Here is a 24,420-nt window from a genome sequence, read left to right as displayed (position 1 = left end):
TCGAAATAATTTGAAAAAATACAAAAAAATATAATGATATAGATAAATTTTTATCGGACAAAATGAGAAGGATTTCTTGAACAAATAATTTGTATAGTACTCACTTAATAAATTAAGAAAGTATGCAAAAAAAGGAATTATTTATTCAATTAACTGTGTTAACTAGATAATATAAAGGCTTCGAATACAGTATTTTCGAAAATGCCGTGACTTATAGACATAAATTAAAAAAATTTAGATTAATGAAATATATTATCACATAGATTGCTGCATATCGTATCATTTATCTTTAAATAATATCAGGCATTAACAGATGTTTATTAGGATAAAAAAATACAAAGATGATGGAATTTTTATATACTAGCTTCGTAGAAATAGCAATATTTCCCAATAAAAGAGACAAATAGATAATATAAATTAAGAATTGATGCAAAAAGTAGAGAAAAATAATAGAAAAAATCCAGGGAGAATTTCTCCGAAATTTCCATTTGATCAAAAAGTAAATTTAACCTGCACTTGCAAATGTCTATAAAACCCCATCCTTTCTTTCAATATGAGTAGTTTAAAAAACCCACCTACTTTTAAGGAAGAACAATTGACAAATCGGAAACTAAATCTACATCTACATCTACATCTACATCTGTACACATCTTAAGATGCCAGATACAAAAAAAATTTGTGGATTTAAGAATTTCCACGACCGCGAGTAAAGATAAGAACAAATATAAGCCAGGCAGGAAATTATACTTTCTTGAAAACCTTTTCTTTCACACTTACAGGAGTAAACAGTTCCCTTATTTCAACGGGCAGGGTTTCAGACTTTCCTATAACCAGATAGCCTCCGTCCGAAAGAGAGTTATAGAAATCAGTTAACATTTTTATTTTCTGGCTTTCATTAAAATAGATCATGACATTTCTGCAGAATACGGCATCAAAATGCTTTGAAATAGGAGCTTCGCTGGTCAGGTCATGTTTCTGGAAACGGATCAAGAGTTTTGGGATGCGTTTTACTCTGAAGTCTTCCCCGGCTGGCTCAAAATACCTTCGTACAATAGACGGTTCCAAGTTTTTTAATTGCTCTTTACGATATATTCCCTGTGAAGCGCCCTTGAGGCATTTTTCGTCAATGTCGGTTGCATAGATGGAGACGCTCCAGTCTTCCGGCAAAACCTCTTTTGAGCAGATGCCTATTGAATACGGTTCCTCCCCATAGGAACAGGCTGCGCTCCAGAACCTGACCATGTTGCTTCTTGACTTATTTTTCCGCTCCATTATGTCGGGCAGGATTTCTTCCCGGAAAAACTTAAAAGGAGTTTTGTCCCGCATAAACTCGGTAACGTTTACCGTAAGGGCATTTATAACTTCTTTCATCTCGTTTTGGTTTCTTTCCAGGAGTCTCATATAGGTTACATAGTTTTCCTCACCTACAGCTTTCATCCTCAGGTCAATCCTTCTCCTGAGATAACTATCCCTGTACCCGGTCAGAACGATCCCCGATGATTTCGAAATTTTTCGTACAAGAAAGTTAAAGTCTTCATCAAGATTTACAACCACAGTACTTCCCCTTTTGTATATTTGACAATCATGCTTCCGTCCACAGGATTGAAGATTACGTTCCTGCCAACTTCCCCGCCCACATCTTTTGCCAGAATAGGGATATTTCTTTTAACCAGAGCCTCTTCAACAGATATGGCGTTTCGGTCTCCGATTTTGAGGATATCCAGGCTCATGTGCTTAAAAACCTGAGCTCCTCCTGCAAACTTTGCAGTAATCCGATTTTTTCTTGCCCCCATTTTGATCATATCTTCAAACATTTTTTCTATGGCTGTCTCTGCATACTTGGCTTCCCCCGAATTCGAAGTTCCCGGAAGCAGCACGTGAGCTATTCCGCATATACCTGTTGAAACATCAGAAAGAATAACGCCAATACAGGAGCCAAGTCCCATCACTTTTAGGAGGACGTTTTTCCCGATTTTGTATTCCCCTATCCCGGCAGAGAGTTCTCCGTCCAGGCTTTTGACGTTCAAACCTGGTTTCTTGCCCGCCAGGTAATTTTTTGCAGCATCAACTATCTCACATGACTGGCAAGAATCCCTAAATGAGCAGGTTTTCGAAAGCGAACAAAAAGACTTAACCAGCACTGCCCTGCTGGTTAAGAAAATAGCTTTCCCATTCCCATTCGAGACGAATAAAATGTCGTCATTCATAGTTGTCCCATAATTTTCATCATATCATCAAGCAGACAGGTCTCCGGAAGCAGGGCTAAATAAATCTCAATATCCGAATCGGAGCTGAGAGAGGTCTCAAACAGGATAATATGGTTGCTATTCTTAGCCATCTGCGAAACGACAGAATCGATAACTGCCGTAGGCACATCTTCTGCGAAATTTGGAGGAGACGGGAGCAATATTATGTCCATAAAATCAGCCGATGCATCACAAAAAGAAGAGGACAGGATGTTTCCGACCTCCATAATTGTGGACGCATACATTTCTTCGTCCAGCTCTCCCAGACAGAATAGATCACCTGCAATTTTTCTTGCCGATTTTTCAGGGAACATGATATACAGATACCCGGATTTGTTTTCTTCGAGATCCTGCAACGCTATAATTACTCCCGCAACAATCTCACCAATAAATTCTCTTGAGAGATTTTTTATTTCTCCTACCTTAACCTTCGGAACTGAAAGATATACATCTTTATCAAGTAGTTTAGAGAGAGCTGTTGCAGCATGTCCGGTCCCGATATTCCCGAGTTCTTTAAGAACATCCAGTTCTACTTCACTGAGATTACCTAAATCAGTCATCGATATCACCTTTTATAAGCATTGAAACATCAATAATCGGAATTACACGCCCATCCCCTAATATTGTGGCTCCGATAAATCCTTTTGAATTTGAGAAAATATTCCCAAGTGGTTTGATAACAATTTCCTGCTGGTCTATGATCGAATCAACAATGAGACCAACTTCCTCATTTTCTTTTTCAACAATTATGGCAATTTCTTTATCCAATTTTTCACATTCAACATTGAAAATTTCTCTCAACTCAGCAGTTGGTATTAGCTTGTCCCTTATGTAAAGCACAGGAGTTTCTTTAACGAGCTTATAATCACTGCTTTCAACACTCAGAGCTTTTACAACATTAGAAATCGGGATAGCGTATGTCTCAGGCCCGACCTCCACTAAAAGGGATTTGATTATAGCAACGGTGGGAGGCAGATCAATTCTGATTCTGGTAAACTCTCCTTTCTTCGAATAAACCCTGACCTTCCCGCCCAGTTTTTCAACAGCAGTTTTTACTGCATCCATACCCACACCCCTACCAGAGATCTCTGTTGGGGATTCCTTTGTCGAAAAGCCCGGGGCGAAAATTATCATCCGGATTTCTTCTTCACTGAGGTTTTCCACATCAAATGCCGAAAATATTCCTTTTTCAACGGCTTTCTTTTTCAGGACCTCAATATCTATGCCCTTGCCGTCATCTTCGATCTCGATTATTACGTTGTTTTTCTCTCTTCTGGCAGAGAGTTTTATGTGCCCGACTCCGTTTTTCCCGGCTTTTTTCCGCTCTTCTGGATATTCTATACCGTGGTCAACGGCATTTCTAACAAGGTGGACCAGAGGATCGCTAATTTCATCCAGGATGGTCCTGTCCAGTTCCGTGTCCTGACCTTCAATTTCAAACTCGATATTTTTATCGAATTTTCTGCTCAGGTCCCTTACCATACGCGGAAACTTACTGAATACCCTCTCAATTTTTACCATCCGTATTCGCATCACTTCATCCTGCAGGCTTGAGATGGACTTATCCAGAGTCCCGGTAGCTTCCTCAAGTTCGGGGAGGTTGTACTCCTGGGATATCTGAAGCAGACGTCCCTTGTTTATAACAAGCTCTCCGACAAGGTTCATTATATTATCAAGATTGGAGGTCCTGACCCGGATAGTTTCCTGTCTCTGTGCTTCCAGTGGCGCTTTTGCGGATGCTGTCGATTCGGAGAAGTGATTGCCGGAGTCAGCTTCCGACTCCCTGCTATACCGAACCTCCTGCGGCTTTGGCCCCGGAATACGGGTGGCTTCAGATTTCTCTACAGAGGGTTGGGTTTTGTCAAGCAACAACTCCTGATCGGAAATACCCGTATCAGAAATTCCCTTATCAGGAATACCTGTATCAGAACTCGTATCAGAAATTCCCTTATCAGGAATACCTGTATCAGAACTCGTATCAGAAATTCCCTTATCAAGAATACCTGTATCAGAACTCGTATAAGAGATAACCTCATCAGGAATACTCTTATCAGGAATGTGCCCTTCAAAAGCCGGCTCGGGAATTTGCTCGAAAATCCCGGCTTCCTCCAGCTGCAAACCCTGATCAGGAACTGAAGGACTCATTTCAGGATCTTGTTCCGGAACCCGGACTTCCGGGGACTTCGGAACTCCAGGGGGAGATTCCTTGCATTTTTTCTTTGGAAGTATCCCTGCGGATTCGGTCATTTTGAAACAATTTATTGACCTGCTTATTCTGTCCAGAATGCAGCGCAATCTTGCTGTCAAACTGTAAATGCAGAAGTGAAGCGAATTTGATCTGTTTCCGGTTGAAACTATCGGTTTTTCACATACAAGGGATGAAGTTGAAAGGGTATCGGAGAAAGCTTCTTCCGCTACAGGACTGTTACATTTAATTTCTTCATCACAAGCAGTATTAAGTTGTTTGATTTCAGAAATGTCGAAATGTTCGATCTCCGAAATTCGGTCCATCAACCCTTCAACTTTGTCGCGATCTCCTGAAATAAACACTTTTAAGTGGCCGTCAAAAGCGTTATCCAGTCCATCTTCATCGGGCTCCATGCTGGATATTTTGCAGACGTCCCTGAGAGATTCCACGATTAGAGACGCCCTCAGACCCTTCATAACACAGTCTTTAACAAGGGTTACATCCAGGGCAAGATTACAGGCATCCGGACTGCAAGCCCCCTCGGATTCTTTGTTATCAGGAGATTCCGAATTCGGGGATTCAATTTCTGAAATTTCGAAATTTTCGATCTCCGAAATTCGATCCATCAATCCCTCAACTTTATTGCGGTTTCCCGATAAAAACACTTTCAGATGACCGTTAAAGGTTTTATCCATTTCATTTTCATCGGGGTCCGTACGGGCTATATTGCAGACGTCCCGGAGGGATTCTATAACAAGTGCCGCCCTCAAGTCCTTCATAACGCAGTCTTTAGTAAGTGTTAAATCCAGAACAAGACTACAGGCATCCGGACTGCAGGCAATTCCACTTCCCTTGTTATCAGAACATTCGGAATTCGGGGCGATATTTTCTTCTGAATAAGGCACAGATGTTATTGTCGGAGCCGTGTTCTTCTTTTCAACGGAGAGGGGACAAAGTGGCTCCTGCTCGTCATCCTTCATTTTTTCGTAATTTTCGAAAGCTTTCAGGAGATCGTCTATTTTGACATTATCGTTATCTGCGCTTTCTATTTGTTTGACGATCTCTATGATTCGGTCAACTGTCGATAGCAGGATGTCAACCAGTTCGCCATCTATCTCTATGTCTCCGTTTTTTATGCCACAAAGGACTTCTTCCATACTGTGGCACAGATGTTCAAGGGATGTATATCCGAGAAACCCGGCCATTCCTTTTATCGTATGAGTTATCCTGAAGATTTCGTCAATTGCGGCAGCGTCACCATTTTCCAGGTCCACGAAAGATTGATTAAATACATCGAGACATTCGTATATTTCCTGAAGGAAATCGCTTTTATAAGCTGCCATGTCACTTTCCATTGCACTTCGCCTCCAGTTTATTCACAATTTCTTCAGGGATCTCAAAAATGGGTTTAACAACATCAATTGCTCCAGCCTCTATTGCGGCCTTTGGCATCCCGAAAATAACACAGGTATCTTCACTGCATGCAATAGTGGAACCTCCTGCATCCCGTATCTTTTTAAACCCGGAAGCCCCGTCAAATCCCATACCCGTAAGAATAGAGGCAACTATGTTCTTTCCGTATACGTTCAGCATACTTTCGGCAGTTACATCAACCGCAGGCATTACGGCATGAACCGGCTGACCTTTTATGAGTTTGATTCTGGTGACATCCAGAGCCTTTCTGACGGTCATGTGGTAGCCTCCCGGTGCTATGTAGACAACACCTGTCGTTACTTTTTCATTATTTCTGGCTTCCTTTATTTCCAGCTCTGACAGAAAATTCAGCCTTTCTGCCAGCTGCCTGCAAAAACCGCCTTCAGGCATATGCTGAACAACAAAAACCGGAGCAGGCAAATCCCCAGGTAGCCTTGGAATCACCTGTTCAAGCGATGAAGGGCCACCTGTAGAAGACCCTATGAGAATTCCAAAGTCGCCGGCACATCTCCATTTCCCCCTGACTACCTCCCCTTTGAATTTCCTCATATTTATTAATCTTAATATGTTAGGATTTGAACTGTGAATACTTCTTATTTTATCAACAAGCTCTTTTTCGGCCTTATTCACATCATGGTGAGACTCGGATTTTGCGGTAAAATCTATTGCTCCGAGATGTAAAGCCTCCAGTGCCTCTTTTGAACCCTCCGTAGTCAGGGTACTGAACATGATGATGGGAACGGGGTCCGTATTCATAATGGTTTTAACAGCCGTCAACCCGTCCATGACCGGCATGTTAACGTCCATTATAACTATGTCAGGATGTAATTTTTTTGCTTTTTCCACAGCTTCTTTTCCATTACACGCATCTCCGACTATCTTTATGTCCGAGCTGCTTGCAAGCATGCTTCTTATTGCCATCCGCATGAAGGCAGAATCGTCAACAATAAGAGTGCGAATCATGCTCTATCCCCAAAATTTATTCACCGATTACTTTCTTTATCTCTTCAATGACTTTGGGAGCCTGGAAGGGTTTTATAATATAGCCTCTTGCCCCCAGTTTTATTGCAGTCTTTACTATATTCTCCTGCCCGATGGCGGTGCACATCACAACTTTAGCGTCTTTATCAGAGGCCTTTATTTGCTTTAAGGCGTCAATTCCGGTCATTTCAGGCATAACGACGTCCATTGTAACAACGTCCGGCTTGAGATTCCTGTACATTTCCACTGCTTGCTTTCCGTTTTCAGCTTCCCCTGCGATATCAAATCCGGCGCCGAAAAGAATGTTTTTAAGAAGTTTCCTCATAAAAGCTGTATCATCAACAATCAATACTTTTGCCATATGTATCCCCCATAAAAATTATCTTTTGGATATTTTATCTACCATACTTACCCCATGAGGGGTCAATTCGATTTCTTTTCTAATCTTGACAACCTTAGCCAGGCCGGAATCGACAAGGCGGTCATAATAAGTATTCAGCTCATCCGTTGACATCCCAACGATGTTTTCAATTGATGCAAAATCCAATCCGGAATAGATCAGAGTGAGAATCTGCATTTCATCTTCAGACAGGGTAATTGCAGGTTTATGTTTTTCAAAAAGTCTCTGAAGATAGCCTTCAAGCATTTCCAGCGTACTTTCCGGGCAGAGGACCAGACTTGTCACTACATTGCTTTTTTCAACATGAGACAGGACGAGAACTTTTCTCTGTTTCCCGCCAACGTTTCTGAGATCGGTTTTAACGGACCCGAGATTTTCAATCGGAATCCTCTTCTGGTTCCTGGCGGACAAAAACCAGAATCCTTCATCAGTTACGCTGAAATACCCTTTTTCCCACTGGGCACCCGAGGAAACAACACCGCCTACAGTAGCAGATTCCAAAAAAAACACTGCAAACTTATCCGCTTTCAGGTTGAATGCAATGAATTTGAAAACCTGTTGATGAAGATTAGGAGGAAGTCTAAGGATGACTTTATCCTCTTTTTTAATCTGGATACAACTAACGCCCTCCACTTCAACGTCTTCAAGGTCTTCTATTTCCTTGAGGGGGATGTTCCTTTTGCCTATAACAAGGTTATTGTCGGTAACTACCAGTTCTACATCCACCCATCCACCATTATAAGTTTTAATAGGAGCTCGAAGGTGGACTTTTTCGGTCATCCCCTGATCTCCTTCAGCTCGTCTTCGCTGAACAGCTCCTTAAGGTCCATCAGGGTGAGAAGCCCGTCCTCAAGTTTTCCTACGCCTTTCAAAAACCTGGAATCGTCTCTCAAAGCCAAAAACCTGGGGATTTCTTCGATATTTTGGGAAGAGAGGTATTTGACTTCACTGACGCTGTCAACCATCATCCCAATGGTGGCATTATTGTATTCGACAACAATAATCCGGGTATTTTCATCATTTTTCTTCGATTCTTTTCCCAATCTTTTCCTGAGATTGATAATGGCTGCGATTTGCCCCCTGAGGTTCAGGACTCCTTCTACAAAGCCAGGCACGTTTGGGATTCTGGTAATTTGAGTCGGCAGGATAATCTCCTTTACCTGGGAAATTTCAACTCCATATCTTTCTTCACCAAGATTGAAGACAATCACCTGAATCGTATTATCCACATTTACAATCTGACTATGATAGCTCATTTTTCATCACCTGAAAGGGATTAAGGAATTGCAGAGTACAAACTGCTGCACCCCGTTATCCCCGAATTCAAACAGCTCCGGATTCGACATTCAGTACATTCTCGCGTTCTTTTTCCTGTCGAAATGCTGTGGTTTTCCAAAAGAAGGTTGATTGCTTGTCTGCTCTCCCGACACTTTGAAGTTTTCCAGGAGAGTATCGACGGTTTTCTGGGCAAGCTCGCTTACGCTCTGTACCGAAGTACTTACCTGCTGCATGGCAGCTGTCTGTTCTTCGATAGCCGCAGAGGTTTCTTCACTGCTTGCGGCATTTTCTTCAGCGGTGGATGCAGCTTCACTGATGCTCTTCTCAATGTTATCGATCTTATTCAGGCCTTCATCTGAAAGCTTGTCCAGTTCGACAAGCATGGAGTTTATGGTGGCAACTGCAGCGGCAATCTCATGACTCTTGTTCAGAGCCTGTTTGATGTTCTTGCTTCCGGTTTTAGCCTGGACGTCGGCAGCGTTGATAGCTTCCGTTACTTTCTTGGTCTCTTTCTGGACGTTTGTGACGATCTCGTTTATCTCATCAGTGCTCTTCCTTGAGTCGGCAGCAAGTTTTCGGACCTCGTCAGCAACAACTGCAAAGCCCCTTCCGTATTCCCCGGCTCTTGCTGCTTCAATGGCTGCGTTCAGAGCAAGGAGGTTGGTCTGGTCGGCAATCGACTTGATTTTCCCTGTAACGGCTCCGATATTATTTACAGCGTCATCCAGAGAGTGGACAATGTTTCCGAGTTTGAAGATCTCTGCAACAAACTGCTCCACGCCTTCCAGAGCCATGTTGTTGAGTTCCTGGGCTTCTTCGCTGGTCTTGCCTGCCTGGGAAGCATAGCTGGACGATTTGGTGGAGGATTCACTGAGCTTTTTGAAAATCTCCTGAGAAGCTTTTACATCAGTGGCTGCTGTACCGGCATGTCTCGAAAGGTTCTCAGAGCCGGTTGCGATCTGCTCGGCAGCAGTTGAAATCTGCTGCATGCCCGTATTCATCTGGCTGACAGCTTCTTCGGACTGCCGGGCTTCTTCAAGGGTTGTGAGCATGTCTTCAAGAATAATTTCAATAACCGATTTCAGATTGGCGACAAGTTTATTGAACTCATCAAAGGTTTTACCGAAATCGTCGTCCTTGAGCTTTTCCAGATGGACTTCCAGATCCCCCCCACTAATTCTTCGGATTCCCTCTCCCAGATCCTTCAGACAGCTGTTGGTGTAGTGTAAAAGTTCCTCAATTTCCTTTTCCTTCTCTTTCATCTCGGTCATATCAGTTATGATCGTGAGATTTCCGATAATAGCTCCACCATCATCTTTTATCGGGACGGAAGAGGTCACTGTGTGCAGAGGTTTATCCAGAGCCCTAAGTTTAAGGGGGCGTTCAAGGTTATATACTGCTTCTCCTGATTCCAGCACTTTTTCAGCAAGCGATTTTTTATCGCTACTCTCCATCAAATCGCCAGGAAAAATCCCGATTGCATCTTCCGCTCTCTTAAACTTACAAACTTTCACAAAATAATCGTTAATGTACTTTATTCTTCCAGAAGCATCTACGTAAAGTGCAAGAGACGGCTGCGGGATGCTGCTAACAATAACCCTCTGGGATTCTTCTCTCCGCAGTATCTGCGGAGTTACGTCCAGAAATACCCCGTCAATATAAGCCAGGTTTCCGGCTTCATCATTTACAAGATGAGCCTGCTCCTGAATGAATACCGTACTGCCATCTGTTTTTTTGATTCGGTATTCGACCTGGTAAGCAGTCCTATTTCTCATAGCTTTCTGAACGATCTTCTCGATTAGTGGAACATCTTCTGGAAAAACAATATCAGACCAAGACAATTTTTGCGAGATAAACTCTATCTTGGAGTGGCCGGTTAACTTTTCTACATTTTTACTTACATACTTGATAGGCCAGGAAGAATCGACAGATGTCCTGAAAATAGTAATGGGAAGATTATCTATTAGTGAGCTTGTCTCCTTTACTCGGAGATCCTCACCTTCAACTAAATTTTTTAGTGAGTCCTTCTGCCTTGTGTTTCCTAAATCAGATACAATTGAAGACATTTGAAATCAATCCCCTAATGATATATATAATAACTATGTTTATAATTAGAGGAAGTATATAAGTTTATAGGTGAAAAAAACAGACCCCTCCGGCAAAAAGCAGTGACAATGCACAAGTAATTATATATATTATGGCAAAAAAAGATCGATAAACCCGTTAGACATCGAGATAATTAATAACCACTCATATACCTATTAGAAAACAGTCCACAATACTATCAGAATAATTCCTACGAAAACGAATATCATTAGCAGTTTCAGGGCAGGACTTTCTCGATTATCAGTTCATCTCCTGCAGCTCGTCCTCGCTTAAGAACTCCCTGAGATCCATTAAGGCGAATCCCGTCCTCAATTTTTCCCGCACCTTTCAAGAACCTGTAGTCATTTCTTAAAGCCAGAATCCCGGGCATTTCTTCGATGTCCTGGGAAGAGAGGTATTTGACTTCACTGATGCTGTCAACCTTCATTCCTGTAAAGGGGGTTAAGGAATTACAGAATACTACCACTGCATTCCATTAGCCCCGAATTCAAACATCTCTTGATTCAACATTCAGTATACTTTTGAACCCTTCTTCCTGTTGGGATGTTGCGGTTCTCCGAAAGAAGATTTATTGTTTGTCTGCTCCTCCGACACTTTGAAGTTTTCCAGGAGAGTATCGACGGTTTTCTGGGCAAGCCCGCTAACATTCTGCACCGAGGTGCTTACCTGCTGCATGGCAGCAGTCTGTTCTTCGATAGCGGCAGAAGTTTCTTCACTGCTTGCGGCATTTTCTTCAGCAGTGGATGCGGTCTCACTGATACTTTTCTCAATATTTTCAATTTTCTCCAGGCCTTCTTCTGCAAACCTGTCCAGTTCGGCAAGCATGGAGTTGATAGTGGCAACCGCAGTAGCAATTTCATAGCTCTTATTCAAAGCCTGTTTAATATTCTTGCTTCCGGTTTTAGCCTGGACGTCTGCAGCGTTAATAGCTTCTGTCACTTTTTTAGTTTCTTTCTGGACGCTCGTAACAATTTCATTTATCTCATCAGTACTCTTTCTTGAATCTGCAGCAAGTTTTCGGACCTCATCGGCAACAACGGCAAAGCCCCTGCCGTATTCTCCGGCCCGTGCGGCTTCAATTGCGGCATTCAGAGCAAGGAGGTTGGTCTGGTCGGCAATCGACTTGATTTTTCCGGTAACGGCTCCGATATTATTTACAGCGTCATCCAGAGAATGGACAATGGTGCCAAGTTTGAAGATTTCAGCAACAAACTGTTCAACTCCTTCCAGGGCCATGTTGTTGAGTTCCTGGGCTTCTTCACTGGTTTTGCCTGCCTGGGAAGCATAGCTGGACGATTCGGTGGAAGATTCGCTGAGCTTTTTGAAAATTTCTTCAGAAGTTTTTATGTCCGAAGCTGCCGTGCCCGCATGCCTCGAAAGGTTCTCAGAGCCGGTTGCGATCTGCTCGGCAGCAGTTGAAATCTGCTGCATGCCCGTATTCATCTGGCTGACAGCTTCTTCGGACTGCCGGGCTTCTTCAAGGGTTGTGAGCATATCTGTCAGGATATTTTCAATAACCGATTTCAGATTAATGACAAGCTTATTGAACTCGTCAAAAGTGGCTCCAAAATCGTCGTCCTTGAGCTTTTCCAGATAAGCATCAAGGTCTCCTTCACTAATTCTTCTGATACCTTCCCCAAGGTTTTTCAGACAGACGTTAGTATAGTTTAAAAGCTCTTCAATTTCCTTCTCTTTTTCTTTCATCTCGGTCATATCGGTCAGGATCATGAGACTGCCGATAATGGTATCAGTCTCATCTCTTATCGGCGTGGCAGAAGATACTACATATATAGCTCGGTCTGCACCCCTGAATTTAATGGACCCTTCAATGTTATAGACCCCTTTTCCAGTATCCAGCACTGTTTCAGCAATCGATTTGGTTCCCTCGTTACCATGGACCAGAGTACTGCTTTCCACTATGTCAGAAGGGGTCAGCCCTATCATCTCATTTGCACTTTTAAGATTGCAAATTTCTACGAAATAGTCATTAAGAAATCTTATCTTTCGAGACGAGTCTACAAAATATGCAAGTGATGGTTTGGGTATACTGTTAACAATCATCCTTTGAGATTCGTCTCGTTGCTTTACTTGCAGAGTTAAGTCCAGAAATACCCCGTCAATATAAGCAACGTTTCCACTGTCATCCTTAAACGGACGAGCCTGTTCCTGAATGAATACGGTAGTACCATCGAATTTTTTGATCCTGTATTCGATCTGATAAGGAGTTTTGTTTTTTATCGCTTTCTGCACAACTTTGTCGATAACGGGAAGGTCCTCCGGGAACACAATATCAGACCACAGTAATTTTTGGGCGACAAAGTCTGATGCAGAATAACCGGTGAGTTTTTCTACATTTTTATTTATGTAATTCATATCCCGCAAAGACTCATTCGAAACTCTAAAAACAGTTACAGGAAGTCCGTCTATTAGCGAGCTTATTTCATTCTTTATCAAATCGTCATCTTCAACTAAATTATCCAAAGAGTTGTTTTTCTTTGGAAATTCTGAAACACAATCTGTAGAAACCATCTTAGAACAATCTCCCAATTATTTTGGTAATAACTATAATTATATTTATAAGGAGTATATAAGTATATAGGGGAGTTTGAAACCTTCAAAGACATGGAGCTTCAACTACCGTTAACCATTTTTTTTATTTTGGACAGAATAAATAACATAACAATTTATTTTTTAACATAAAATGTGTGGCAACTCCATATGAACCAACTTTTCACAGATCTCTTCAAAAAAATAATATCTTTCTTGTTGTTTTCGGAGAATTATTCAAAAATCTGCAGTTGTATACCAACTAAAGCCTCAGGAAATGGGGACTGGAAGTTTTCAACGAAGGCAAAAGCTAGAAAATTGCGGGATATTTCAAAAACACGTGTTCGATTAACCAGGACGGTTTTAAGAAAAAAACGATAGTAAGAAAATATTGAGAAATTGAAAGGACGTCTGCGGAAAATAGGTGTGAGAAAAATCTGGAAAATATCGAAAACGGGGTCTTCCGACTTTCAAACCTGTGCCATACGGGATCGCGATTGGTCTGCTGCCAGATGAAAAAAGTTCGAGTCGAAGACAAATATTCAGCCAAACAAAATTTCAAAATTGAACTCTATAATCACCGTTAAACTTTATAAGTTTTTTGAGATACTTTAGCTCAAACTCCTTAAATTTAAATAAATGCCCGAATATTTTCAAACTGTAATAGTGTCAGCTAAATTATGTGTAAGTGTACAGATTTTTCAGGTTTCTGGGGATTAATAAATTTATATAAATAAAGTAAAAAAATGGATATATCCTCGTTTTCAATGTGAAACTTTATATACATCCAGGTAATCTGTTTCAGAAAAGTATTGTTCAGACCTGGGGTTCTTATGACAAAAGTCGAAAAGGTACTACTGCTACTCAAAAATATGGTGTACGAAAGCACCAGCCCGCAGGAAACTCTCAAGTTCGCGAAGTATTATAGAAGTAAAGGGCTCAATGTTCTGGTTATTCTATGGGGGCCTATGGGAGTGTTGCTTGCAAAGAAAGATAAAACGAGAGGGTCACCCAAGTACGATGCCTCAGTTCAGGAATGCATCGAAATGGGAGTAGAATTCCGATGCTGTCAGCTCGCCTCGGACATGATCGGGCTTAAGAAAGAAGAATTGATCCCGGGAATCGAGTTTATCTGCTCAAAAGATGTGGCTGAGCTTTTTCTGACTTACAGAGAGGAAAACCAGCTGATTATAAACTTCTGAACCTGAGAGTTTAGTCGAAAATCAACTTTAAGTTAAAATCCCCTTAAAATTCCCTTAAAATCCCCTAAAATTCCCTTAAAATTCCCTTAAAATCCCCTTAAAATCCCCTTAAAATCCCCTTAAAATCCCCTTAAAATTCCCTTAAAATTCCCTTAAAATTCCCTTAAAATTCCCTTAAAATTCCCTTAAAATTCCCTTAAAATTCTTCAAAACTCTTAAAATACCATTAAATTCATTTAAAATTTATTCATAGTTTATCAGAATTTTTTTGGAATGAGAACTAAAAACAGCTTTAAATGACTATTTTTTAAATACCTCCCTTCAAAATAGCATTTTTGGGCAATTTTGAGAATATTTTTGAATTATCCTTTAAAGCTATGTTCTATTGTAAGGATATCCCTGCTAACAATTAAGAAACTATTTTTGTAAACGACTGTTTCAAAACAGGCAACAATTTTTATGCTTTCCGGAACATCTTGACGGACTATGAGAGGTAGTCTGAAAACTGTTTTTGAGGAATGAATTATATGCTAATATGCAGATATTTAGGATAAAAATGGATCTTCATACAAAGGCACCGTATTCAAACGTGCAAAATATTTGAATTAGCTTTCTTACCGTAACACTATGGGACATTAATTTTTGGAAAGAGAATAAAAAGATCAACCGGTGATTTCATGCTTTTAAGGGATTATGAACTTGACGAGGAAGAAAAGCTTCTTTTACAAAAGGTTCTCGATGGAGATATAGCCTTTCGTAAGATTGAGGAGTTTGCAGACCCGCTAACAGCAGTAAAGATTCGGAGACTTGCTATTCAGGAGTACGCAAAACTCGAATTTGAAAATATCCAGACCTTCTCTTTAGACGTAGAAACCGTGACAAAGAAAAACATTGAAAACATGATAGGAGCGGTTCAGATTCCCCTGGGGGTTGCAGGGCTTTTAAAGGTAAACGGGGAATATGCAGATGCCGAATACTATATCCCTCTGGCTACAACGGAAGGTGCCCTTGTGGCAAGTGTAAACCGCGGCTGTTCTGTCATCACAAAGTCAGGCGGGGCAAATGTCAGAGTTTTTGAAGATGAAATGACCAGGGCACCGGTCTTCAAGCTTGAGAGCCTTGATAGAGCCAAGAAATTTTATGAATGGGCGAAGAGTCCTGAGATTTTCGAGCAGATGAAAGAGGTTGCTGAAAAAACGACCAGATTTGGTAAACTGATCTCTGTAAAGCCTTTCGTGACAGGGACGTATGTTTATCTCAGGTTTTCCTATGACACAAAAGATGCGATGGGCATGAACATGGTGACCATAGCTACCGATGCAGTGATGCACCTGATAGAAGACGAGTTTGGCGCACAGCCCGTTACCCTTTCGAGCAATATGTGCACCGACAAAAAACCTGCGTCCATAAGTACCATTCTCGGGAGAGGAAAGACAGTGGTCGCCGAAGTAACTATCCCTGAAGAGATAGTCAAAGAAACCCTCAAGTGTACTCCAGAGTCAATGTTTGAAGTGAATTACAGTAAAAACCTGCTTGGTTCGGCAAGAGCAGGATCCATGGGATTTAATGCCCACGCCGCAAACATTATTGCTGCAGTCTACCTTGCCTGCGGGCAGGACGCCGCTCATGTCGTTGAAGGCAGCACCGCAATTACGAGTATGGAGCTTACAAAGTACGAGGAGATCCGATGTTCGGTCACCCTGCCAGCCCTTCCCGTAGGTACTGTAGGAGGAGGTACGGGGCTTGGGACCCAGAGGGATTGCCTCAACATCCTCGGAGTGGCAGGAGCAGGAGACGAACCCGGCATAAACTCGCGAAAGTTTGCAGAAATCGTAGCCTCTGCAGTACTTGCAGGAGAGATTTCCCTTATAGGGGCACAGGCAGCCGGACACCTGGCACGTGCACACGCGCAGCTCGGACGCGGAAAGTTCTGAAGCTCCGGAATGAAAGGCAAAGGGTAAAATTCAGCCCATGCCATTCAGGAAAATAAAAACATACCCTGGATCTGCACCGAAGCAAAAAATCCCCTCCTTTAATGAAAACAGCAGGGTGGGGATTACATTTTTCCTTTTTTCTTTGCCGCTTTCTTACCTCGTTCTTTACCGATTTCGATTTTCAATTACTATCTGGCAATTAAGACCACAATCAGGCATTCCGACTGCCTGCTGATTAAAGGATTATTTTTAGAATATTATACATCCGGTTATTATTAAATTTTTAGCAAAAGTAGAAATGCTTATCATATGGAGGATTTCTAAAATAAGAATGGAGGCAGGCATGAGCAATCCTGTGGACATTCTGGCCTGTGCGGTCACTTCAATAATTTGTTTTTTCATATTATACGCTTTACTCCAGGCGGATATATTGATACTGGGAATTGCTTTGATAGGCTGTATTCTTGTCGGGAAAATCCTTTATTTGTTCTGAAATTTGGAAATTTTTGATTCAAAGCGGTATGTTTCTTTCAGTCGGTTCAAGCCTCATTCTTTCCGGGAAAAATTATGATCCGAACCTGAGTCTCATCTGCCTTCCTTTAAACAGGCCCTGATGACCCTGTTTTAGCTGTAGCCCAGTTTGCTTTGGTTCTAAGCCTGTTTTAGCTCTAACTCCCCTTCTTGTTAGTCTGCCCCAATCTTTAGCTCGATTCCACCCATTAGCTCTACCCCAATCTTTAGCTCTGCTTCACTATTATTCTCGTTCATCCTCATTTACCTTATCCCATTCTGATTCCTCCTCACTTTCACCAATATAGTCGCTCAGTGTGAGGAAAATAATTCCGATGAGAACCAAAATTGAGGCAATAATCTTATTAACCGTAATCAGAAGAGCTCCAAGAAGTACGAGGGAAAAACCCAGCAAAACACCCCGACCTTTAGCAAAGAAGTCTTTTACCGCATCTCTAGACAACACTTTAGCTCCTTCTCCTGTGCAAATATTCGTCAAAAATTATTCATAGAGACTTCACTTCAGATAAACAAAATATATTCAGAGAATCAATTCCGGAAGCCATCTGACCGGAGGTCTGATTCTACCATTCTGTGCATCTTTTGTACTCATATGTGAACTTATTTTACTAGTACTTTAAAGTCACGTTTTAGCGCAGATTTTTCACCCATTTTCCGGATCAGGCCTGGAAGCAAGATTATTTAAGGTTTAATATTAATACTTCTTAGGGGCTGAAGAGGATGAAAGCCTGAAAAGGGCAGGGGAGAATAGAAAAAGAAAGAAAATAAAATCAGAGGAAGTTCTGTTTTACTGTAATTATTTCGGAGAGGTTACAAGCTCTTTTATTGTTACACTATCATGAAATTTATAGAGTTTTAAACTCACTAATAAAGTGGGAATTGACTAAGAAATCAGAAAACATAAAGGAAGTTTGGAGGTAAAGTTTCTGGACTATACACTTCGAATAGGGGGAGAAGCAGGGCAGGGGTTGCAGACCATAGGAGGAGCTCTTGCAAAAATCTTTTCCCGAAAAGGATATCATGTATTTACGCACCAGGATTACATGTCAAGGGTCCGCGGCGGACATAATTTTTACCAGATCCGTTTTTCCGACCAGAAGGTATCGGCCTCCAGGGATATGGTTGACATTCTTCTTGCCCTCGACCTGAACACGATCGAAATTCACAAAAAAAGCGTGAGAGATGACGGATTTATCCTGTACGACTCCGAGACTATAAAGAAGAAGTTTGAAGGACCTGAGTTTATAGACGTTCCCTTCAAGAAAATAGCCCTCGATGTCGGAAAAAGCAGTATCATGGCAAATACCGTAGCAACAGGGGCAGTGCTTGGCCTGCTGGGCCTGGGGCTTGAGAACCTGAAGGAAATCCTGAAAAGCACTTTCAAGAAAAAAGGAGAAGAAGTAATTGAGAAAAATCTGGCCTGCGCTGAGGCAGGGTACAATTACGCGACCTCAAACTGCCCCCGCTGCGAGGGCGTTGAAATCCTGGAGCCGGAAGAAAAAAAACTCATGCTCATAGACGGGATTCAGGCGATCGGGATGGGAGCCCTTATGTCAGGCTGCAAATTCTATTCCGCCTACCCGATGACACCTTCGACAGGAATTCTGAACTACCTGGCATCCAGAGCGGAAGAGTTCGGCCTCGTTGTTGAACAGGCCGAAGATGAGATCTCGGCCATAAACATGGCAATAGGCGCTTCTTTTGCAGGCGTAAGAGCTATGACAGGGAGTTCGGGAGGCGGGTTTGCGCTCATGATAGAAGGGCTTTCCCTGGCCGGAATGACCGAAACTCCTCTTGTGATAGCCGAAGTACAGCGCCCCGGACCGGCTACAGGCTTGCCCACCCGCACGGAACAGGCAGACCTGCTTTTTGTCCTGCACGCGGCGCACGGAGAATTTCCAAAGGTAATTTTTGAGCCCGGGACTCCAAAGCAGGCGTTTTACCTGACCAACAGGGCCTTTGAGCTTTCCGAGAAGTACCAGATCCCCGTATTTATCCAGTCCGACCAGTACCTTGGAGACTCGGAGTGGACTTTTGAAAACTTCGATTTAGAACATCTGCTTTACAATGATTACCGGTTGAGGGAAAAAGACCTGGAAGGGGTAGAGGAGTACAAACGTTACAGATATGCGGATACGGGAATTTCCCTGCTTGCAGTTCCGGGAGAGGCAGGGAAGCATCTGGTTGTGGCAGACAGTGACGAGCATGATGAAGAAGGGCACATCATAGAAGACGCCGAAACCCGTGTCAGGATGGTACAGAAAAGGCTGCTTAAAAAAATGGCTCTAATAAAAAAAGAAATCGAAGCGCCATTGCTGTATGGAGACCCCTCTCCCGAAATAGTGCTTGTAGGGCATGGCTCGACCTATGGGGTAATAAAAGAGATAGTGGACACCTATTCTAAGGATAGAAAGATTGCTATGATGCATTTCAGCCAGATCTACCCGCTTTCCGAAAGAGATAGGTTCGATTATATGGAGCTTCTTAAGAATGCAAAGCTTGCCATTTCCATAGAAAACAATGCCACCGGACAGTTCGCAAAGCTCGTCAGAGCCGAAACAGGATTTGAATTTGCCCACCAGATCTTAAAGTACGATGGAAGGCCGTTTACCATTGAAAGCCTGAAGGAGGAAGTAGATGCCTACCTTTGAAAACTATGAAGGCCAGGTTCCTGCCTGGTGCCCCGGGTGTGGAAACTTCCAGATCCTCTCAACCGTCAAGAAGGCGCTTGTTGAGCTTGAGATCGAGCCCTGGGAAGTCCTTGTGGTTTCGGGAATCGGACAGAGTGGAAAACTACCCCACTACATGAAGTGCCACACCTTCAACGGGCTGCACGGAAGGACTCTTCCTGTTGCCACGGCTGCAAAACTCGCAAACCATTCCCTGCATGTGATTGCAGTTGCCGGGGACGGAGACTGTTACGGAGAAGGAGGAAACCACTTCCTGCATGCCATCCGCAAGAACCCGAATATTACCCTTTTAGTGCATGACAACCAGATCTACGGGCTTACCAAGGGACAGGCTTCGCCTACAACAGCCAAAGGGACCCGCACAAAGGTCCAGCCTTCGGGTGTCCCTGCCGAGCCCATGAACCCCCTTGCTCTGGCAATCTCACAGGACTGCAGTTTCGTAGCCAGAGGTTTTGCAGGAGACCAGGAACATCTGAAGGAACTTATGAAAGCTGCCATAACACACAAAGGCTTTTCTGTGCTTGACATTCTTCAGCCCTGTGTTACTTTCAATAAAGTTAATACCTTCAAGTGGTACCGGGACAGAGTTTACAAACTCGAAGATGACTATGAACCTTACGACCGCCTAAAAGCTTTTGAAAGGTCTCTTGAATGGGGAGACAAAATTCCTAACGGCATATTTTACAAAAAAGATAAGGAAGCACTGGAAGAAATAATTCCGACAATCCGGGAGACACCTCTTGTGAGGCAAAAGTTTTCAATCGAAAACGTAAAGCACGAGATTGAGAAGTTTTATTAAACCTCACTTAATTTATTTTTTATATTTATATTCTTTAGAGATAGTATAAATTTTTTTTTATTTAATAATTAAACCCGGCCTGATACTCTTTTTTCAGTATTTAAGCTCGGTCCGATATTCTGATTTTTCTTCGAAATTTTCTACTCGGAGATCTTTGCGAGATTAAATTATGGATAAATTTTAAATAAAGACTAATATAATTACTTTGTAATTTTTTGGCAAAAGTTAATAAATTAGGAAGGTGTAGTATCTGTTATAAAATTATTGACATGTATATGAGGGGGATCATTACACTGGGAACCATAAGTATCAGCTCCTGAACCGATATCTTCCATAATAAACTGCAGTCTAAAATTTAGAATGCCAGGCGCTGGGAAACGGAACCTTTTGACTTTCCTATATACTTTCATTCAAACCTGAACAATGGAGTGAAAACAGTATGAAAGGGGTTTTTATCACCTTTAGAAAAGACGATAAAGCATTTACAGGGCTTGAAGCTGCAATCGTGCTGACCGCTTTCGTAGTAGTATCGGCAGTTTTCTCTTACGTAATTCTCGGAGCCGGGTTTACGACCTCAGATGTCACCAAAGCAACAATTGATGAGGGTATAAAGCAGACAACTTCTTCCGTTGGACTTGCAGGCGACGTAATTGCAAAAAGCAACAACAGTAAAATAGACCACGTGATTCTGACCCTTCAGCTAACTGCCGGCCAGTCTCCGATAAATATAGGGGTTGACAGTGTTGAAGGAATGATGGTCATATCCTACTCCGATAGTGCTGCTTATGTGGCAAACACAACCTGGACTAAGGAGTTCGTAGGGAATAGTGACGGAGATACCATACTGGAGCAGCACGAAAAAGTGCAAATCACCATTGAAGTGCCCGAAAACTCAATGCTGCAGAGTGAGAACATGACTGATGTTGTCAATAGGGAGTTCAGACTTGAGGTAAAACCAAATATCGGTGCAATCCTGCCCGTTTCCAGAGTTACACCCCCGCAGATTGACGCCGTCATGAACCTGAAGTGAATCCCATAATATCAGGAACCTCTCCCATTACTGTTGTAAAAAATGGGAATAATCCAATATATTCTTCAGGTGGTCAGGATGGAACTGGATAAGAGAGTAAGCGAAATCGAAACCGAGATTAAACTCATCAAAGGAGAAATCAAAGAATTACTTGTAGATATAAGAGACCTGGTAAATAAAAATGAAAACCCCTTCTGCAACATCCCAAGCACGGAAGTATTTAAAACCGCGATACTGGAGAATGATCAATCTGCGAATGACAAATCAGCTATGACTGTTAATTGGGAAACCGAACTTAAGTCCACAGCAGGAATTCCGAGGGATGAAAATCAAATTATAAAAAAAAGTGAAAAATTCCAGAAAATAGACAGCCCCGGCCAGGAAAATTTTCAAAATGCCCAGAAACAGGAAATGCACAGGCCTGATCCGGAAAATTTCCGAAAAATTGACACATTCATGCTGGTCGAACTTATGCGCTGGGTGGATTATGCTGTCAGAACAATAGGGCACAGAAACCTCGAAGAACTGCTGAACCTCTATACCCTTACAGGCTATTTACCTGAAGAAACTAAAGGAGTTATAGAAAACATTGCAAATCTTTCAATTGAAGAACCCGCAGGAGAAGACGGGGTCAGCATGAAAGACAACATCATGGTACTTTCACAGTTGAGTGCAATCCTGAATCCTGAGGACTTTAGAAAGAATATTCAGCCACTTTACGAAGCTTCTTCAGGCTGGAAAGGGAAAGAAAAAGAAAAAGAGAAGAAAGAAGGACTTGTCTTCAACTGAGTTTGAAGCTAGAAAAAATGAGAAAAAACTGAAAAATCAAAACTTGCCGCCTCCAGCCATCCGGCGTTAAGCGGGAAAAAAATAGGTGGCACATTCAAGAGAAATCAATATTATCTTCATAAACCAAAATTACACATGAGAAGATATCATCTTCATCAGCAGTATCATTTAACTTGTTTCGTTTGATGCAACTTAAGATCATAATAAGATCATACAAAAATCATACATAACCGGTTTGATAAACTGTTCAATCAGAATCAGAAGCGGTTTATCCTGTTTGAAAAAACCTGAAAGTAAAGCGGGGGTCGAAAATTGAGTGGGGAATCGATAAGCTCTGCGATTCTTACAACAGCATCCGTTATCTGTGCATTTGCATTTGTTTCAGCAGTGTATCCCTCGGTCATCTCGGCAGGAGACCCGATAATGAGCCGATCAGACGCTATGGGAGACCAGATCCTGACAGATATGGAAATCCTGCATGAAACAACCGGGGCTGAAGGTACCGAGATTCATGTCTGGATAAAGAATGTGGGATGCAAGGAAATATCTTCAGGCATGATCCCTGAATCGGACCTCTTTTTCGGGAAGGCAGGAAACTTTGAGCGCATACCTTACGACGAAAACGAAAGTTCATCCCTGGGCTGGAGCTACCTGATCGAACAGGATGGAGACGAGGACTGGGATAAAGGGGAGACCCTGCTTATAAGAATTAAACCTGCAGACCTGCCTGTGAGCGGGGAGAAATACTTTATCAAATTCAGTACGTACAACGGGGTTTTCGAAGAGGCTTATTTCACGGTGTCATAATGGGTTTCGGGTCAATAATTGCAGCAATGATCTCGGTTGCAACCATCCTCCTGGCATCGTATGTCTGCTCGAAAGGAGGTTTCTACATGGCAGACGTGCTTGCAGATTCGGTCATTAAGATGCAGGAAAACAAAAATGAGATGGCAAAAACGGAAATAGAGATTACAGGCGTCTCTACTGACAGTGTGGATATTCTGGTCTCCCTGCAAAACACAGGCTCAACAAAAATAGGGGACTTCACTTACATGGATGTAATCGTTACCTACCAGAATGAATCGGGGAGCATAAAGACGGTCTGGATCCCTTACCAGGAAAGCGAAATCCTTTCCCGGAACAGGTGGACAAAAGTGAATATTGTTCCGGACCTGATAAACCCGGGAGTTTTTGACCCGGGGGAGGAAATGGAGGTGCAAATCAGGCTGGATTCCTCAGACCCGATTGGGAATTCCAGTGTAAACTGGTTTCTTGTAGCTGCTCCCAACGGAGCAAAGGCTTCACGGTATTTTAACGGATAATATTTCAGGGGATAATTCGGTGGCAAGGAAGATCCTTAAAGAATTGTAAACCGGAACAGACGGATCCGGTTGCTGAAAGAATTAAAGGGATTTGCGGGGGACTCCCGGAGAAGGGCGGAGAGAGAAATGGAAGGAAGAAAGAGTGAAGGAGCACTGTTCGAAAATGAGTCGTTCTATGAAGAAGTATTCGGCGACCTGAAAGAGGAAGAAAAAGCATTACTGGAGTTCGTATCTTCCGGAAATCTTGAAATAGACAGGAAACTGGAGGGAGGAGTGCCCGTAGGTTCGCTTTGCCTGCTCGAGGGAGGAAACGATAGTGGAAAGTCTATTTTTCTGCAGCAGATAATGTGGGGGGCTCTGAACCAGGACAAAAGGGTCCTTGCCATAACAACGGAAAAAACCTCAAGAGAACTCCTGAATCAGATGGAGAGCCTGAAACATGGGATTTCGGACTACTTCATAATAGGCAGGGCAAAAATATTTGAAATTAATGCAGGCTATGTCGAAGAAAATCCTCTGTTGAGCGAGAGCCTGCTTCAGGTGTTGCTGGAATGCATAAAAAAGTGTGGAGAAGAATTGATCCTTATAGATTCCCTGACGATCTTTGCAGTGAATGCTTCGGAAAATGCAGTGTTAAACTTCTTTACCGAATGCGTAAAGCTGTGTGATGATGGAAAAACCATTCTTATCAGCGTGCACGGGTATGCATTTTCCCAGGCCGTGCTTTACAGGCTGAGGTCAGTTTGCAGTGCCTGTCTTGAACTTCGGATAGAGCAGGTTGGAGACCAGTGGATAAAAACCATGGAAATTCAGAAGTTGAGGGGTGCCAGGAAAACTAACGGAAATTTAGTGAGTTTTGATGTGGACAGTGAGTTCGGACTGAAGATTATTCCTGTTTCAAAGGTAAAAGCCTGAAAAAGGAAAAATCCTGAAAGATGGCAAT

Annotated in this window: 22 protein-coding genes; 10 read left to right on the top strand and 12 right to left on the bottom strand. The window is 42.4% G+C overall.

All coding sequences use genetic code 11. The annotated features are described in order from the left end of the window. Positions 1–741 precede the first annotated feature (741 nt). The 11 genes from ACSAZL_RS04670 to ACSAZL_RS04620 all read right to left on the bottom strand — a co-directional run bounded on the left by ACSAZL_RS04670 (position 742) and on the right by ACSAZL_RS04620 (position 13,087). Positions 742–1,554, bottom strand: coding sequence for a CheR family methyltransferase (locus tag ACSAZL_RS04670; RefSeq protein ID WP_440947569.1), 813 nt, complete (start codon positions 1,552–1,554; stop codon positions 742–744). Beyond that, positions 1,545–2,207, bottom strand: a complete 663-nt coding sequence (locus ACSAZL_RS04665) for a chemotaxis protein CheD (RefSeq protein WP_440947568.1) — start codon at positions 2,205–2,207, stop codon at positions 1,545–1,547. Before ACSAZL_RS04665 ends, ACSAZL_RS04670 begins: the two co-directional genes overlap by 10 nt. Then, positions 2,204–2,806 (bottom strand): chemotaxis protein CheC, encoded by a 603-nt coding sequence (locus tag ACSAZL_RS04660; RefSeq protein ID WP_440947567.1) that lies wholly within the window; start codon positions 2,804–2,806, stop codon positions 2,204–2,206. Before ACSAZL_RS04660 ends, ACSAZL_RS04665 begins: the two co-directional genes overlap by 4 nt. Then, positions 2,799–5,789, bottom strand: a complete 2,991-nt coding sequence (locus ACSAZL_RS04655; RefSeq protein WP_440947566.1) for a chemotaxis protein CheW — start codon at positions 5,787–5,789, stop codon at positions 2,799–2,801. Before ACSAZL_RS04655 ends, ACSAZL_RS04660 begins: the two co-directional genes overlap by 8 nt. After that, a complete protein-coding gene (locus tag ACSAZL_RS04650) occupies positions 5,779–6,831 on the bottom strand; it encodes a protein-glutamate methylesterase/protein-glutamine glutaminase (RefSeq protein ID WP_440947565.1) in 1,053 nt (350 codons plus the stop codon). Before ACSAZL_RS04650 ends, ACSAZL_RS04655 begins: the two co-directional genes overlap by 11 nt. Before the next feature lie 16 nt (positions 6,832–6,847). Next, positions 6,848–7,210 (bottom strand): response regulator, encoded by a 363-nt coding sequence (locus tag ACSAZL_RS04645; protein ID WP_440947564.1) that lies wholly within the window; start codon positions 7,208–7,210, stop codon positions 6,848–6,850. An 18-nt stretch (positions 7,211–7,228) separates the two neighbouring features. Continuing rightward, on the bottom strand, positions 7,229–8,029 hold the full coding sequence (locus tag ACSAZL_RS04640; protein WP_440947563.1) for a CheF family chemotaxis protein: 801 nt from the start codon (positions 8,027–8,029) through the stop codon (positions 7,229–7,231). Then, positions 8,026–8,505 carry a chemotaxis protein CheW gene (locus ACSAZL_RS04635; RefSeq protein WP_440947562.1) on the bottom strand — a complete coding sequence of 160 codons (480 nt, stop codon included), beginning with the start codon at positions 8,503–8,505 and terminating at the stop codon, positions 8,026–8,028. Before ACSAZL_RS04635 ends, ACSAZL_RS04640 begins: the two co-directional genes overlap by 4 nt. A 90-nt stretch (positions 8,506–8,595) precedes the next feature. Further along, entirely contained in the window at positions 8,596–10,593 is a 1,998-nt protein-coding gene (locus ACSAZL_RS04630; RefSeq protein ID WP_440947561.1) for a methyl-accepting chemotaxis protein, read from the bottom strand. A 257-nt stretch (positions 10,594–10,850) separates the two neighbouring features. After that, the gene (locus tag ACSAZL_RS04625) at positions 10,851–11,099 is read right to left on the bottom strand and encodes a hypothetical protein (RefSeq protein WP_440947560.1); all 249 of its coding nucleotides are present in this window, start codon (positions 11,097–11,099) and stop codon (positions 10,851–10,853) included. 44 nt (positions 11,100–11,143) lie between these two features. Continuing rightward, positions 11,144–13,087 carry a methyl-accepting chemotaxis protein gene (locus ACSAZL_RS04620; protein WP_440947559.1) on the bottom strand — a complete coding sequence of 648 codons (1,944 nt, stop codon included), beginning with the start codon at positions 13,085–13,087 and terminating at the stop codon, positions 11,144–11,146. 926 nt (positions 13,088–14,013) lie between these two features. On the opposite strand from ACSAZL_RS04620, the gene ACSAZL_RS04615 reads away from it, so the two are divergent. From ACSAZL_RS04615 to ACSAZL_RS04605, 3 genes are all read left to right on the top strand, one after another. Further along, on the top strand, positions 14,014–14,382 hold the full coding sequence (locus tag ACSAZL_RS04615) for a DsrE family protein (protein WP_440947558.1): 369 nt from the start codon (positions 14,014–14,016) through the stop codon (positions 14,380–14,382). Between the two features lie 677 nt (positions 14,383–15,059). Then, positions 15,060–16,316, top strand: a complete 1,257-nt coding sequence (gene hmgA / locus ACSAZL_RS04610; protein WP_440947557.1) for a hydroxymethylglutaryl-CoA reductase (NADPH) — start codon at positions 15,060–15,062, stop codon at positions 16,314–16,316. A gap of 331 nt (positions 16,317–16,647) precedes the next feature. After that, on the top strand, positions 16,648–16,809 hold the full coding sequence (locus ACSAZL_RS04605) for a hypothetical protein (protein ID WP_440947556.1): 162 nt from the start codon (positions 16,648–16,650) through the stop codon (positions 16,807–16,809). A 261-nt stretch (positions 16,810–17,070) separates the two neighbouring features. Here the strand turns inward: ACSAZL_RS04605 and ACSAZL_RS04600 are convergent, their stop codons facing one another. Then, entirely contained in the window at positions 17,071–17,289 is a 219-nt protein-coding gene (locus ACSAZL_RS04600) for a hypothetical protein (RefSeq protein WP_440947555.1), read from the bottom strand. A gap of 469 nt (positions 17,290–17,758) precedes the next feature. On the opposite strand from ACSAZL_RS04600, the gene ACSAZL_RS04595 reads away from it, so the two are divergent. From ACSAZL_RS04595 to ACSAZL_RS04565, 7 genes are all read left to right on the top strand, one after another. After that, positions 17,759–19,498, top strand: a complete 1,740-nt coding sequence (locus tag ACSAZL_RS04595) for a 2-oxoacid:acceptor oxidoreductase subunit alpha (RefSeq protein WP_440947554.1) — start codon at positions 17,759–17,761, stop codon at positions 19,496–19,498. Continuing rightward, a complete protein-coding gene (locus ACSAZL_RS04590; RefSeq protein ID WP_440947553.1) occupies positions 19,485–20,336 on the top strand; it encodes a 2-oxoacid:ferredoxin oxidoreductase subunit beta in 852 nt (283 codons plus the stop codon). Before ACSAZL_RS04595 ends, ACSAZL_RS04590 begins: the two co-directional genes overlap by 14 nt. Positions 20,337–20,775: 439 nt before the next feature. Then, complete coding sequence (locus ACSAZL_RS04585; protein WP_440947552.1) at positions 20,776–21,366, top strand: archaellin/type IV pilin N-terminal domain-containing protein; 591 nt, start codon at positions 20,776–20,778, stop codon at positions 21,364–21,366. A 42-nt stretch (positions 21,367–21,408) separates the two neighbouring features. After that, on the top strand, positions 21,409–22,155 hold the full coding sequence (locus ACSAZL_RS04580) for a hypothetical protein (RefSeq protein ID WP_440947551.1): 747 nt from the start codon (positions 21,409–21,411) through the stop codon (positions 22,153–22,155). A 312-nt stretch (positions 22,156–22,467) separates the two neighbouring features. After that, positions 22,468–22,962 (top strand): hypothetical protein, encoded by a 495-nt coding sequence (locus tag ACSAZL_RS04575; RefSeq protein WP_440947550.1) that lies wholly within the window; start codon positions 22,468–22,470, stop codon positions 22,960–22,962. After that, a complete protein-coding gene (locus ACSAZL_RS04570; RefSeq protein WP_440947549.1) occupies positions 22,962–23,477 on the top strand; it encodes a hypothetical protein in 516 nt (171 codons plus the stop codon). The genes ACSAZL_RS04575 and ACSAZL_RS04570 overlap by 1 nt, the downstream gene beginning before the upstream one ends. 126 nt (positions 23,478–23,603) lie before the next feature. Further along, positions 23,604–24,392, top strand: coding sequence for an ATPase domain-containing protein (locus ACSAZL_RS04565; RefSeq protein WP_440947548.1), 789 nt, complete (start codon positions 23,604–23,606; stop codon positions 24,390–24,392). Positions 24,393–24,420 lie beyond the last annotated feature (28 nt).

The organism is Methanosarcina mangrovi (assembly GCF_052057765.1).
Classification (GTDB): Archaea; Halobacteriota; Methanosarcinia; order Methanosarcinales; family Methanosarcinaceae; genus Methanosarcina.
This window is presented reverse-complemented; position numbering and strand designations above follow the sequence as displayed.